At 73.1% G+C, this 12904-nt stretch carries 12 protein-coding genes; 7 read left to right on the forward strand and 5 right to left on the reverse strand.

Annotated features, from left to right (window positions below; genetic code table 11):
- Positions 1 to 176: 176 nt before the first annotated feature.
- From ACGF12_RS27825 to ACGF12_RS27855, 7 genes are all read left to right on the forward strand, one after another.
- Positions 177 to 827, forward strand: a complete 651-nt coding sequence (locus tag ACGF12_RS27825; protein ID WP_393035586.1) for a hypothetical protein — start codon at positions 177 to 179, stop codon at positions 825 to 827.
- A 218-nt stretch (positions 828 to 1045) separates the two neighbouring features.
- Complete coding sequence (locus ACGF12_RS27830; protein WP_393035589.1) at positions 1046 to 1831, forward strand: thioredoxin domain-containing protein; 786 nt, start codon at positions 1046 to 1048, stop codon at positions 1829 to 1831.
- Between the two features lie 19 nt (positions 1832 to 1850).
- On the forward strand, positions 1851 to 2495 hold the full coding sequence (locus ACGF12_RS27835) for a vitamin K epoxide reductase family protein (RefSeq protein ID WP_393035592.1): 645 nt from the start codon (positions 1851 to 1853) through the stop codon (positions 2493 to 2495).
- Positions 2496 to 2642: 147 nt separating this feature from the next.
- Positions 2643 to 3644 carry a hypothetical protein gene (locus tag ACGF12_RS27840; protein WP_393035594.1) on the forward strand — a complete coding sequence of 334 codons (1002 nt, stop codon included), beginning with the start codon at positions 2643 to 2645 and terminating at the stop codon, positions 3642 to 3644.
- Between the two features lie 148 nt (positions 3645 to 3792).
- Positions 3793 to 4893: an ABC transporter substrate-binding protein gene (locus ACGF12_RS27845; protein ID WP_393035597.1), complete on the forward strand. Its 1101-nt coding sequence runs from the start codon at positions 3793 to 3795 to the stop codon at positions 4891 to 4893.
- Positions 4894 to 5952 (forward strand): FecCD family ABC transporter permease, encoded by a 1059-nt coding sequence (locus ACGF12_RS27850; RefSeq protein ID WP_393035600.1) that lies wholly within the window; start codon positions 4894 to 4896, stop codon positions 5950 to 5952.
- The gene (locus ACGF12_RS27855) at positions 5952 to 6761 is read left to right on the forward strand and encodes an ABC transporter ATP-binding protein (protein ID WP_393035603.1); all 810 of its coding nucleotides are present in this window, start codon (positions 5952 to 5954) and stop codon (positions 6759 to 6761) included. The genes ACGF12_RS27850 and ACGF12_RS27855 overlap by 1 nt, the downstream gene beginning before the upstream one ends.
- Positions 6762 to 6825: 64 nt before the next feature.
- Here the strand turns inward: ACGF12_RS27855 and ACGF12_RS27860 are convergent, their stop codons facing one another.
- The 5 genes from ACGF12_RS27860 to rpmF all read right to left on the reverse strand — a co-directional run bounded on the left by ACGF12_RS27860 (position 6826) and on the right by rpmF (position 12900).
- Positions 6826 to 7770, reverse strand: coding sequence for an L-tyrosine/L-tryptophan isonitrile synthase family protein (locus tag ACGF12_RS27860; RefSeq protein ID WP_393035606.1), 945 nt, complete (start codon positions 7768 to 7770; stop codon positions 6826 to 6828).
- 118 nt (positions 7771 to 7888) lie between these two features.
- Complete coding sequence (locus ACGF12_RS27865; RefSeq protein ID WP_393035609.1) at positions 7889 to 9160, reverse strand: cytochrome P450; 1272 nt, start codon at positions 9158 to 9160, stop codon at positions 7889 to 7891.
- 39 nt (positions 9161 to 9199) lie between these two features.
- Positions 9200 to 11032, reverse strand: a complete 1833-nt coding sequence (gene asnB / locus ACGF12_RS27870; RefSeq protein ID WP_393035612.1) for an asparagine synthase (glutamine-hydrolyzing) — start codon at positions 11030 to 11032, stop codon at positions 9200 to 9202.
- A gap of 40 nt (positions 11033 to 11072) precedes the next feature.
- The gene (locus ACGF12_RS27875) at positions 11073 to 12434 is read right to left on the reverse strand and encodes an MFS transporter (RefSeq protein ID WP_393035615.1); all 1362 of its coding nucleotides are present in this window, start codon (positions 12432 to 12434) and stop codon (positions 11073 to 11075) included.
- Positions 12435 to 12735: 301 nt separating this feature from the next.
- Complete coding sequence (gene rpmF, locus ACGF12_RS27880; RefSeq protein WP_393035618.1) at positions 12736 to 12900, reverse strand: 50S ribosomal protein L32; 165 nt, start codon at positions 12898 to 12900, stop codon at positions 12736 to 12738.
- Positions 12901 to 12904: the final 4 nt, after the last annotated feature.

Consider the following 12904-nt stretch of genomic DNA (forward strand, 5'->3'; position numbering starts at 1 on the left):
CGCCGGCGGGGGGCCCCCCCCCCCGGTCTTCCCGGCCGCCGGGGCCGCCCCCCCGCGGCGACCCCCCCGGCTACTGGGCCGGGGGGGGGGGGGCCCCCCCCCCCCCCCCCGCCTCCGCCCGGCAACCGCGCACCGACGGGGTCAGAAATCGAACAGGCCGTGCCATACTCGGCCGCATGGAGCCCGGGACGGCGGTCCGCACAGCACGCGCGGGAGTGTTCACCGCGCTGCTGCTGTCGCTGTCGGCCGGCGGCCACGTCCTGCTGACCGGCACGCCACTGCCCGCCACCGTCATGGCCATGGCCGCCGTGGTGGTCTTCGGCGCCGCGCTGCTGCTGTCCTCCGCCGAGCGGGCCTTCCTCCAGATCGCCGCGGTCCTCTTCCCGCTCGAACTGGCGCTGAACGCCGTCTACAACGTCGGCCAGGACACCTGCGGAACCGGCCGCCGCCCCAGCGGTGGCCTGCTGCCCGACCTGCTGTGCGGCGGTGGCCCCGTCCACGGCACGGGCCCCGTACCCGAACTGCCCGGGCAGCTCACCGGCGGCCAGCTGGCCGCCGTGTTCCTCGCCCACCTGGCCGCCGCGCTCGTCGCGGCCGTGTGGCTGCGCCAGGGCGAGAAGGCCGTCTTCCGGCTGCTGGGCGTGGCTGCCGCGCTCACGATGCGGCCGGTGCGACTCCTGCTGGCCTGGCTGGTTCCGGCCGAGCCCGAGCAGGCCGTGCGCACCCGGGCGCTCCCCGACGACGATCGTCCGGCGCCCCAGGAGGTCCTGCGGCGCGGCGTCCAGCGGCGCGGCCCGCCGTCACTCCTCCCGGCGCTGAGCGGCTGACCGGGCGGCCCGACGCTCGTCCACCGAGTGTGCCGTCCGCGGGGTGATCGCCCCGGCAGCCCACCGCGCCCGTCCCTGCAGCCCACCCGGGCGGAACCGCGTCGGCGCGCGCCCGCCCGTACTTCCCCTTCCCCGAACCTGCACGGAGACGTCCCGGACCCGGGTTTCCGGCCCTCGCGGCCGTGCCCGGCGTCCGCGAGACGGGAGACGAGGCCACCATGAGCGACCGGAACAGCCAGGACGCCAAGAAGTCCGCACGCGAGCGGATGCGCACCGAGCGTCAACGTCAGCAGCGGGCCGCATCCCGCCGCAAGAAGATCGTCATCGGCGGCATAGCCGTCGCCGTCGTCGGCGCGGCCGTCGGCATCAGCATCGCGCTGGCCGGGAACGGCGGCAGCAGCGGCCCGCTGGTGGTGCCCGCGAACGCCAGTGGCCCCAACGGCACCGTGATCGTCTACGGCAACCCGGACAACAAGAACGTCCTGGACGTGTACGAGGACTTCCGCTGCCCGGTCTGCGACAAGCTGGAGCAGGCCGACGGCCCGACCATCCAGCAGCTCGCCGACAACGGCACGTACGCCATCCACTACCACCTGGCGACCTTCCTGGACGCCAACCTCGGCGGCAGCGGGTCGAAGAACGCCCTCGCCGCCGCGGGCGCGGCACTGAACGAGAGCACGGCGAAGTTCAAGCAGTTCCACGACGTGCTCTACGCCAACCAGCCGAACGAACAGGACGACGCCTTCGCCAACACCGGCCACCTGCTCGACCTCGCCGCCAAGGTCCCCGGCCTGGTCACCCCCGACTTCACCAAGGCGGTCCAGGACGGCACCTACAAGCCCTGGGCCGGGAAGGTCAACGACGCCTTCAACAGCAGCGGCGTGTCCGGGACGCCCACGCTGAAGCTCAACGGCAAGCAGCTCGAGGTGTTCGACAGCCAGGGCAACCCGATCACCCCGGACCAGTACACCCAACTGATCCAGCAGACCATCGCCGCCAAGTAGAGCCGGGGGACCACACACCATGACCGCCTCCGCCCGACCCGGCACCGGACCGACGACCGGCCGGCTCACCGAAGCCGTCCGTAGCAGCCGGGCGTTCGGCCTGCTGCTGCTCATCGCCGGCGCCCTCGGCCTGGCCGCCTCCGTCACCCTCACGCTGGAGAAGATCCGGCTCCTGGAGAACCCCGCCTACGTCCCCAGCTGCAACATCAACCCGATCATCAGCTGCGGCTCGGTGATGCGCACCCCCCAGGCGTCGGCCTTCGGCTTCCCCAACTCCCTCATCGGCGTCGGCGCCTTCGCCGTCGTCGTCACCATCGGGGTCTGCGTGCTGGCCGGAGCGCGGCTGCCGCGCTGGTTCTGGCTGGGCCTCCAGGCCGGGACCCTGTTCGGGGTCGGTTTCGTCACCTGGCTGATGGACCAGACGCTGTACGAGATCGGCGCGGTCTGCCCGTACTGCATCGTCGTGTGGATCGCCACCATCCCACTGTTCTGGTACACCACCCTGCACAACGTCAGGCAGGGGGTGATCCCGCTGCCCGCGCGGTGGCGCCCGGCGACCGAACTGGCCGCCCGCTACCACTGGGTCGTCCCGGCCGTCTGGTACCTGGTGATCGCCCTGCTCATCCTCAACCGCTTCTGGTACTACTGGCACACCCTGCTGTGACATCCCAGGGCAGCTGTGCACACCGTCCTCGCCCGCACCGTCGGAAGGAACGCCTCCCCGCCCGCAGCTTTTCGTTATCGCCACCGGCCGCTCGGATCTCCTGAATAGCACGGCCCAACCGGCCGGACGAGAGGAGAGCGGGCAAGGATGAGCACCGGCACCGAACACGAGAAGTCGGCGTCCCCGGACCGGGGAAGCCCCTCATCGACCAACCGCTGGCCGGCCCATCGCATCCTCTACGCCTGCTCCCTCGCCCTGGCGGTCTGCGCGATCGCCCTGCTCACGCTGGCCGCGCGCGGGCCGTCCACGCAGGCGGGACAACCCGGCATGCCCGGCATGGACCACGGCGCGATGGCCATGTCGGGCACGGCGCCGTCGGGCATGCCCACCATGCCAGGGATGCCGGGGATGTCCGGGATGCCAGGAATGTCGCCCGGTGACGGGCTCGCCACCGAACACGACGGCTACCGCCTCGACTCCGCGGCCACCAGCCTCCCCGCCGGCCAAGCGGTGACCTACCCGTTCACCGTCACCGGCCCGGACGGACGCCCGGTCACCGACTTCACCGACGTCCAGACCAAGCGGCTGCACTTCTACGCGATCCGCTCGGACCTCACCGGCTATCAGCACCTGCACCCCACGATGGCACCCGACGGCGCCTGGACCGCCGACCTCGCCGCCCTCGAACCGGGCGACTGGCGTCTGTACGCCTCGTTCACACCGAACTCCGGCCCCCACAAGGGCAGGGAATTCGTCCTCAGCCGCACCGTGACGGTGCCCGGCCAGGCCACCGCGGTACCACTGCCCACCGCGACCGACAGCACTACGGTCGACGGCTACACCGTCGCAGTCCGAGGAGAGTTGACGGCCGGAACGCCCGCCCCGCTCACCGTCACCATCAGCAAGGACGGTCAACCGGTCACCGACCTCCAGCCGTACCTCGACAGCTACGCCCACCTCAGCATCTTCCACGAGGGCGACCAGGCGCTGGCCCACCTCCACCCCGTCACCCCCGTCAACGCGGACCACGGCGGGCCGACGCTGACCCTCTACGCCCTGCTCGGCGAACCCGGCAACTGGCGGGCCTATCTGCAGTTCCAGACCGCCGGACAACTCCACACCGCGGCACTCACACTCCACGTCACCTGACACGCCGACGGTCTCACGCCGTCGGCGCCCGACCGCGCCGGAGGACTTTCCGGACGCCCTTCGGAACTTTCCCCGGCCTCGATCCGACTACCAGTGCCGGGCCCGCACACCGCTGGCCCCCGCCCTCGGATCGTCCCAGGAGAGTTCCATGCGTTCTCGTGTTCTGTACGGCACGGCCGCCGCCGTCGCCCTGCTCGTGACGGGCTGCGGCAGCGGTGGGAGCGCCGAGTCCGGCGAGGCGGGCGCCACCACGGCCGCCGCGCCGGGCGCCGGAGCCTCCTCGGTCGCGGCGGCCTTCCCGGTCAAGGTCACGGACTGCACCGGGAAGGAGACGGTGTTCGACTCCACGCCGAAGAGGATCGTCACCAGCAACGCCTCCAGCCTGGAGATGCTGCTGAAGCTCGGTGCGGGCGACAGAGTGATCGGAACCGGCTTCCCGCCCGGCAAGGGCGCGCTGCCCGCCGACGTCGCCGATGCCGGGGCGAAGGTCCCGGTCCTCGGTGACATGGTGATCCCGAAGGAGAAGCTGCTCGGCTCCGGTGCGGACCTGTACGTGGAGACCTTCGCCGACATGGGCGGCATGGGCGGTGGCATGGGCACCGCCCCGACCGCCCAGGAGTACCAGGCCGCCGGGATCAAGCGGGTCTTCCTGCACTCCACCGCCTGCGCGGCCATGGCCCCGGCCGCGGTGCGGGACCTGACCGGCGTCGAGGGCGACATCAAGAGCCTCGGCCAGGTCACCGGCACCTCCGCCAAGGCCGACGCGCTGGTCGCGGACATGGAGAAGAAGGTCGGCGCGGTGAAGACCGCGCTGGCGGGCGTGGCGGCGGACAAGCGTCCCGGCTACTTCTTCTTCGACTTCGACGCGGGCACCAAGCAGCCGATGGCGGTGGGCAACCGGCAGGTCGCCAACGCGGTGATCACCCTGGCCGGCGCGCGCAACGTGTTCGGCGACGTCGACGGCGACTTCAAGCCCGTCTCCTGGGAGGACGTCGTCGCCAGGAACCCGGACTGGATCCAGCTCGGGGTGCGCAACCGCGGCAGCGACGCCGAGAACAAGAAGGCCTTCGACGACGCCGAGAAGTTCCTGCGCGAGTTCCCCGCCACCAAGGGCCTCAAGGCCGTCCAGGAAGGCCACTTCGTGCGCATCGGTTCCGAGCTGACCACCATCGCCGGCACCCGCGACGCCGACACCGTCCAGCAGATCGCCCACACCCTCTTCCCCGACCAGGTCAAGGACGCCCGGTAGATGACCGCCGCCACCGCGGCGACCGGCCGCCGGCCCGCGCGCGCCGCGCGGGCCGGCCTCGTCGCGTCCGCGCTCTCCCTCGCCCTGGTCCTCGCCCTCACCCTCGCCGTCTCCCTCGGCGCGGTGGACATCCCCGTCCGGGAGGTGTGGACCGTCGTCGGCCACCGGCTCACCGGTTCGGCCCCGGAAGCCGGCACCCGGGACCTGATCGTCTGGCAGCTGCGGGTGCCCCGCGCCCTGCTGGCCGCGATCGTCGGAGCCGGACTCGGCCTGGTCGGCACCGCCGTCCAGGCCCTGGTCCGCAACCCGCTCGCCGACCCCTACCTGCTGGGCATCTCCTCCGGCGCCTCGCTCGGCGCGGTCGCCGTCATCGTCCTCGGCGCCGGCACCGGCTTCGCGTTCGGTTTCGGCGTCTCGGCCGCCGCGTTCGCCGGAGCCCTGGCCTCCTTCGCCCTCGTCTGGGCGATCGCCCGGCGCGGCGGCGGCTTCGCCCCGATGCGCCTGGTCCTCGCCGGGGTGGCCATCGGGCAGTTCCTCTCCGGCTTCACCAGCTTCCTCGTCCTCCAGGCCGGCGACGACCAGCAGACCCGGGGCGTGCTGTTCTGGCTGATGGGCAGCCTCGGCGCCGCCACCTGGGACCAACTCGCCGTCCCGGCCGCCGCCGTCGCCCTGGGCTGGCTGGCCCTCCAGGGCCGCGCCCGGCACCTCAACGCGCTGCTGATGGGCGACGAGACCGCCGCCGGCCTCGGCGTCGACACCGCCCGGCTGCGCCGTGAACTGTTCGCCGTCACCAGCCTGCTCACCGGCGTCCTGGTGGCGGTCTCCGGCGCGATCGGCTTCGTCGGCCTGCTGGTGCCGCACGTGTGCCGGCTCGTCGTGGGCGGCGACCACCGCCGGCTGCTGCCGCTGTCCGCCCTGACCGGCGCCGTCCTCCTGGTGGCCGTCGACACCGTCGCCCGCACCGCCCTGGACACCCAGGAACTGCCGATCGGCGTCGTGACCGCCGTCATCGGCGCACCCGTCCTGCTGTACCTCCTCGACCGGAAGCTGGAGCGCTGATGAGGATCACCGTCGAGGACATCACCGTCACCCTCGGCGGGCGCGACGTCCTCTCCGACGTCGGCCTGATCGCCGCCGAGGGCGAGATCGCCGGTCTCGTCGGGCCCAACGGCAGCGGCAAGTCCACCCTGCTGCGCACCGTCTACCGGCATCTGCGCCCGCACGCCGGGCGGGTGCTGCTGGCCGACCGGGACGTCCGGTCCCTGGCCCCGGCCGAGGCGGCCCGGCACATCGCGGCGCTGCCCCAGGAGCGCGGCTCGGACTTCGAGTTCACCGTGCGCGAGGTCGTCGCGATGGGCCGTACCCCGTTCAAGCGGGCCTTCGCCGGGGACGACGAACGCGACCACGCGACGGTGGCCGAGGCCCTGGAGCGTGTCGGTCTCCAGCCGTACGCGCAACGCCGGTTCGCGGAGCTGTCCGGCGGCGAGCGCCAACGGGTCCTGCTCGCGCGGGCGTTCGCCCAGCAGCCGGATGTCCTGGTGCTGGACGAGCCGACCAACCACCTCGACGTCCAGCACCAGGTGGAGCTGCTCGCCCTGCTGCGCGAACAGCGCCGCACCACGCTGATCTCGCTGCACGACCTGAACGCCGCGGCCTCGCTCTGCGACCGGCTCCACGTCCTGCACGACGGCGCTGTCGTCGCCTCCGGGACACCCCGGGAGGTGCTCACCCCGGACTTGCTGGCGAAGGTGTTCGGGGTGCGGGCCACCGTGGTCGAGCACCCGCTGACCGGCGACCCGCTGATCGCCTTCGACCACCGGAACACCCTGTCCACCCCGACCGCCGAGGAGTCACCCGTCACGGTGTGAGATCGGTGCGGGTGGCCCCCGGTCCCCCCACGGGACCGGGGGCCACCCGCACTCCCGGAGGTGGTCAGAAGGCCTCGAAGTGGCTCGGCCGGCCGTCGCGCAGCACCAGGGTGCCCTGCCGCTCGGCGTCGGCCCGGCGCATCAGCTGCCGGCTGCCGTCGGGCCGGTGCAGGACGGCCGAGTGCCACGGGGTGGTCCAGGCGTCGGGGGCGTCCAGGAGGCGGATGCCGAACTTGGCGGCGCCGCGCGGCTGGGGGTGGATGGACAGGCGGACGGTACGGGGGTGGTGCTCGGCGATGAGGTCGCCCCAGGCGCGGCTGCGCTGGATGACGCCGTAGGCGCGCTGCCGGCATTCGCGCTGGAGGGCCGACCTGGTGCCGGTGAAGTCGACGGTGTCCTCGGTGAGGAAGCGGGTGATGCCGCAGTAGAGGGCGAGCGTGTGCTCGTCGCTCTTCACCTCGGCGCGCAGTTCCTCGACGGTCGGGGCGTGGGCGGCGTGGACGTGGGCGCGCTTCTCGTCGTACGGGAGGTCGCCGAGCACGTCACGCAGGTCGAAGACGGACAGGTGGGTCAGGCCCTCGCGCCGGATCACGGCGGCGAGTTCGTCGGAGTAGGCGTCGATCTGCGGGTCGGGGACGCGGATCAGATCGCCGAAGACGTGGCCGTCGGAGCAGATCTCCATCCGCGCGCCCGGCTCGTACACCTCGCCGATCGCGCGGCAGAGGTCGTCGAGGAAGGTGAGGGAGAGGCGCTCGCCCTCGTCGGGCAGGTGGCCGAGGACCTTGTCGGGGCTGGGGGACTTGCAGGGGAAGCCGGGCAGGGTGAACACGATCGGATCGCCGTACTCGGCGAACTCGCCTATCTGGCGCAGCTGTTCGGGGAAGTCGTCGACGGTGGCCGGGGTGGCGGTGTCGGTGGCCCGGCGGTGGGGCAGGAGCAGTTCCAGGACGGCGGCGCTGATCTGCCGGACGTCTCTGGACCTGGGTGTGGCGGTACCGGTGGTGGTCATGCGGCTTCTCCGTGAGGGCATGGCGGGATGGCGTCCCGGCGCGCCCGCGCCCTCCGGTGGGGGCGGGCGGGCCGGGCCGCCTGAGACGGGCGGGTCGGGGCGCGGTGGGGCCGGTCGGTCAGATGCGCTTGTCGTAGGCGACGGGCAGCTGGTTGACGCCCCGGGCGAGGACGGCCGGAATCCAGGTCAGGTCGTCCAGGGGGCCCGCGGGCCGCAGGCCGGGCAGGCGGGTGAGCAGGGTGGCGACGGCGATCTGGAGTTCGGCGCGGGCGAGGGCGGCGCCGGGGCAGAAATGGATGCCGTGACCGAAGGCCAGGTGGGGGTTGGGGCTGCGCTCCAGGTCGAGGGTGTCGGCGTCCGGGAACTGGTCGCCGTCGCGGTTGGCGGCGCACAGCGAGACGATGACGGAGTCGCCGGCCGGGATGCGGGTGCCGTGCAGGTCGCTGTCCCGGGCGAAGAACCGCCAGGTGGTCAGCTCGAAGGCGCTGTCGTAGCGCAGGAGTTCCTCGATCGCCCGGGGCATCAGGGCGGGGTCGTCCCGTAGCCGTTCCAGTTGCTCGGGGTGGCGGAGCAGAGTGATCAGCATGGTGGTGATCTGGTTGGTGACGGGCTCCTGGCCGGCGACCAGGAGCTGGAAGATCATCGAGTCGAGTTCCTCCTGGGTGAGCTCCTTGCGGTCCTTGGCTACGACCAGGCGGGAGAGCAGGTCGTCCTCCCAGTGCTCGCGCTTGTGGGCGACGACGTCGGCGATGTAGGTCTGCAGGCCGAGCAGCCTGGCCTCGTAGGCGGGGCGGCCCGGGTCCTGGGGGCCGACCGGCTGGACGACCTTGCCCCAGTCGCGGTCGAAGCGGGCGGCGAGCTCCGGGGGCAGGCCGATGACCTCGGCCAGGACCTTGAAGGGGTAGTGCGCGGCGAAGCCCGCGACCAGGTCGGCGCCGTTCTCGGCGGGCAGCGCGTCGACCAGGGCGTCGGCGATCTCCTGGAACCTGGGCCGCAGCGACTCCACCCGCCGCGGGGCGAAGGCGTCCAGGACGAGGCGGCGCATCCGGGTGTGCTCCGGCGGGTCCTGGTGCAGCAGGTGGACCTGGAGCTGGGAGTGCTGGGGCTCGGGCATGATCGAGGCGAGGGAGCGCCAGTAGTCGTTGCCCAGGCGGTGGTTCTTGCCCAGTCGGGGGTCGCCCAGCGCGGCGTGGGCGGCCTCGTAGCCGGTGACGAGCCAGGCGGCGATGCCGGAGGGGAAGCGCACCCGGTGGACGGGCCCGGCGTCGCGCATCCGCCGGTAGAGGTCGTACGGGTCGGTCTTGTACGCGGCTCCGTACAGCGGTATCGGCTCGCCGGCGGTGGCGCCGGCGACGGGGCAGCGGCCCTCGGTGCGGTCGGGGGTGGTCATGTCCGGGTTCCTCCGGGAGGGGTGGTGCGGTGGAGAGGTTCAGAGGGCGAGGGCGGGGCGGTGGTGGTCGAGCCAGAGCGCGAGGTCGACGACCCGTTCCAGGCGCAGGCGGTGACCCCATGCCAGCTGGTCGGCGGGGGTGTCGAGGGTGGCCTCGATGACCGTCTCGTCGGCGATGTCGCGCACGTGCGGCGCGTCCAGCGCCTCCCGGGCGAGCCGCTGGAGGCCGGCGTTGTAGTCGGCGTGGTGGGTGGCCGGGTAGTGGTTCTTCGGCCGCCACAGCACCGAGTCGGGGGCGATTGCCCGACCGGTGTCGCGCAGCAGGCTCTTCTCCCGGCCGTCGTGGCTCTTCATCGCCCAGGGGGTGTTGAAGGCGTACTCGACGAGGCGGTGGTCGCAGTAGGGGACGCGGACCTCCAGGCCCTGGGCCATGCTCAGCCGGTCCTTGCGGTGGAGCAGCTGGCGCAGCCAGCGGGTGAGCGAGAGGTGCTGCAGCTCGCGCCGGCGGTGCTCGGCCGGGCTCTCGCCGTCCAGGTGCGGGACGGCCGCGAGGGAGCTGCGGTAGGTGTCCTCGCGGAACTCGCGGATGCGCAGGTGGGCGGCGAGGTCGGGGGCGATCGGCATGGCGGCGGCGTCGCCGGTGACGAGCAGCCAGGGGAAGGTCCGCGCGGCGAGCGCTTCGGGGGTGTGGAACCAGGGGTAGCCGCCGAACACCTCGTCCGCGGCCTCGCCGGAGAGCGCGACCGTGGAGTGCTTGCGGATCTCGCCGAACAGCAGGTAGAGCGAGGTGTCCATGTCGCCGACACCGATCGGCGAGTCCCGGGCGACCACGACGGCCCGCCGGTTCTCCGGGTCGAGCAGCGCGCGCGGGTCGAGGACGACGGTGGAGTGCTCGGTGCCGATGAAGGCGCCCGCCTCGGCGGCGAACGGGGTGTCGTGGCCGGTGCGCAGCACGTCGCCGGTGAACCGCTCGGCCTGGTCGCTGTAGTCGACGGCGTAGGAGCGCAGCTTCGCCTCGTGCCCCTGGGTGCGCCGGAGTTCGTCGGCGACGAGGGCGGTGACGACGGTGGAGTCGAGGCCGCCGGAGAGCAGGCTGCACAGCGGGACGTCCGCTTCCAGCTGCGACCTGGCGGCGCGGTCGACCAGCTCACCGACCCGTTCCTTGGTGGTCTCCAGCCGATCTGCGTGCGGGCGTGCGGTCAGCTCCCAGTAGCGGCGCTCGCGGACGCCGTCCCGGTCGAGGACGAGCAGGCCTCCGGGGTGGACCTCGCGGACGCCCGCCCAGACGGTGGGGCCGGTGTTGAACAGCAGGCTGTACGCCTCGCGCAGGCCGTCGGCGTCCACAGTGGGGGCGACCTCGGGGTGGGCGAACAACGCCTTGGGCTCGGAGCCGAAGACCAGGCCACCGTCGACGGCGGCCCAGAACAGCGGCTTGACGCCGAGCCGGTCGCGCACCAGGACGAGCCGCTGTTCGCGCTCGTCCCAGATGCCGAAGGCGTACATGCCCTCCAGGTGGTCGACCAGGGCATCGCCCCACTCCAGGTAGGCGCGGAGCACGACCTCGGTGTCACTGCGGGTCCCGAAGCGGTGGCCTCTGTTTCTGAGGCGCTCCCGCAGTTCGTGGTGGTTGTAGACCTCGCCGCTGTAGGTGAGGACCACCTGTGGCCGGTCGGGGCGGTCGGCCATGGGCTGGGCTCCGCCGTCGACGTCGATCACGGCGAGCCGTCGGTGGCCGAGCGCGGCGTTGCGCCCGAGCCAGACGCCGGCGGCGTCGGGGCCGCGCAGGGCCATGGTGGCGGTCATCGCCTCGATGACCGGGGCGTTCTGGCGGACGTCCTGGTGGAAGGACACCCAGCCGGTGATTCCGCACATGCGTGTGCTCCTGACGGTGAGCGGGGTGGAAGCGGAGGGTTCAGGCCGTACGGGGCCCGGAGCGGCCGTGCGACGCCAGCAGGGGGACGGCGAGGCAGGCGCCGGCCGCGGCGAGGCCGAGGCCGGCGTGCAGGCCGGCCGTACCGGATCCGCCGAGGCTCCAGGCGGCGGTGGCCAGGGCCGGGCCGAGGGTGAAGCCGAGGCTGCGGGCGAGCTGGACGGTGGAGCTGGCGGTGGCCGTCGTCGCCGGGGTGGCGGCGCTCATCACGAGGGTCTGGGTGGGGCCGCCGTACAGGCCCATGCCGGCTCCGGCCAGGGCGAGGCGCCAGGCGATGTCCGGCAGGCTCCAGGTGTCGTCGAGCGGCACGAGCAGGAGGAAGCCGAGTGCGGTGAGCGCGATCCCGGCGGTGGCGGTGGGCCGGGCGCCGAAGCGGTCGGCCAGCCGGCCGCCGAGCGGCCCGCCGATCCCCATGGCGAGGGGGAAGCACAGGATGGTCAGGCCGGTGGCGGTGGCGCTCTCGGCCTCGTCGCGCCGCAGGTGCAGGGCGAGCAGGTAGTGGACGACCGCGAAGGCGGCCGCGACGGCCAGGACGGCCGTGTTGATCCCCGCCGTCCGGCTCTCGCGCAGGACGGCCCGGACCGGGCGGCCGCCTCCCCGGCGCAGCCACCACAGGACCGGCGCAATCGCGGGGGCCGCCAGCAGCAGCCAGGCGGCCGAGTCGGCCGACAGGGTGAGCCCGAGCAGCAACGCGGCGACGGATCCCCCGATCAGGCCGGCGTCGGCGAGCTCGGCCCGGCCGGGTGCGCGCAGGACGCCTCCGGCGGGGACCTGGCGGCGGGCGACCAGCCAGGCGGCCAGGCAGACCGGGAGCTTGACGAGGAAGATGGCCCGCCAGCCGAAGTGGTCGAGCAGCAGCCCGCCCAGGGCGGGGCCGGTGACGGCGCCGAGCGGTCCCAGCGTCGCGGGCACGCTCATCGCCCGGGCCCGTAGCTGTGGCCGCACCGAGCGCATCGCCAGCACCGGCATCAGGACGAACAGCACGGCGCCGAAGGCCCCCTGGGCCACCCGCGCCGCGATCAGCGCGCCGGCCCAGGGCGCCGCGGCGGCGGCGGCGCTGCCCAGCGCGAACCCGGCGACGGCGGTGAGTACGGCCGGCCGGGTGCCGACGGCGTCCAGCCAGCGGCCGGCGGGCAGGAGCAGGGCCACCAGCGGGAGTTGGTATCCCAGGACGGCCCACTGGGCGGTCCTGGCGGAGACGTGGAAACCGTCGGCGATGTCGGCGAGTGCGATGTTGACGATGTTCATGTCGAGCATCGCCACGAACGACAGCATCCCGGCGACCGCGACCAGGCTCCAGCGGTCCGCCGACCGCGGCACCTCCTGTGCCGTCGGCGCGCTCACCGGGCAACCCCCTTGACGGCGGGTCCGAACCGGTGCGACGAGCGTTCGCTGGACCGCATGCTCCGTCCTTCCTCCTGGAACCGGGCGCCGTCGGCAACGGCACCCGGCACACGAGTCGGACCGGAACCCCACAAAGTTCCGAACGCCTGCGTGATTCTTTTCCGAACAGAGGAGCGACACCGGGCCGGGAACCGCGGCACCTCGCGCCGACTACCCGGACGACGACACCGCCCTCACCACCTCCCGACCCCCAGCACCCACAAGGAGCCGCGGCGCCCCCGCACCGCGGCCCTCTCCTCCCTCACGGCTTCAGCAGACCCCCCTCGTACGCCTTGACCAGACGGCGCGGCACCAGGTGCTCACGCCCCTCGATCGTGATCGGGACGAGCTGCGGAGCCGCGGCCTTCCACTGGGCGCGGCGGTGCCGGGTGTTGCTGCGGGACGTCTTCCGCTTGGGTACGGCCATGGGA

The sequence above is a fragment of the Kitasatospora sp. NPDC048296 genome (assembly GCF_043201815.1).
Taxonomy (GTDB): domain Bacteria; phylum Actinomycetota; class Actinomycetes; order Streptomycetales; family Streptomycetaceae; genus Kitasatospora.

Excerpts from the sequence above, each read along its gene's own strand:
- ACGF12_RS27840 (WP_393035594.1), top strand. The coding sequence starts at position 2,643 with ATGAGCACCGGCACCGAACACGAGAAGTCGGCGTCCCCGGACCGGGGA.
- ACGF12_RS27850 (WP_393035600.1), top strand. The coding sequence starts at position 4,894 with ATGACCGCCGCCACCGCGGCGACCGGCCGCCGGCCCGCGCGCGCCGCG.
- ACGF12_RS27865 (WP_393035609.1), bottom strand. The coding sequence starts at position 9,160 with ATGACCACCCCCGACCGCACCGAGGGCCGCTGCCCCGTCGCCGGCGCC.
- ACGF12_RS27835 (WP_393035592.1), top strand. The coding sequence starts at position 1,851 with ATGACCGCCTCCGCCCGACCCGGCACCGGACCGACGACCGGCCGGCTC.
- ACGF12_RS27845 (WP_393035597.1), top strand. The coding sequence starts at position 3,793 with ATGCGTTCTCGTGTTCTGTACGGCACGGCCGCCGCCGTCGCCCTGCTC.
- ACGF12_RS27830 (WP_393035589.1), top strand. The coding sequence starts at position 1,046 with ATGAGCGACCGGAACAGCCAGGACGCCAAGAAGTCCGCACGCGAGCGG.
- rpmF (WP_393035618.1), bottom strand. The coding sequence starts at position 12,900 with ATGGCCGTACCCAAGCGGAAGACGTCCCGCAGCAACACCCGGCACCGC.
- ACGF12_RS27860 (WP_393035606.1), bottom strand. The coding sequence starts at position 7,770 with ATGACCACCACCGGTACCGCCACACCCAGGTCCAGAGACGTCCGGCAG.
- ACGF12_RS27825 (WP_393035586.1), top strand. The coding sequence starts at position 177 with ATGGAGCCCGGGACGGCGGTCCGCACAGCACGCGCGGGAGTGTTCACC.
- asnB (WP_393035612.1), bottom strand. The coding sequence starts at position 11,032 with ATGTGCGGAATCACCGGCTGGGTGTCCTTCCACCAGGACGTCCGCCAG.
- ACGF12_RS27855 (WP_393035603.1), top strand. The coding sequence starts at position 5,952 with ATGAGGATCACCGTCGAGGACATCACCGTCACCCTCGGCGGGCGCGAC.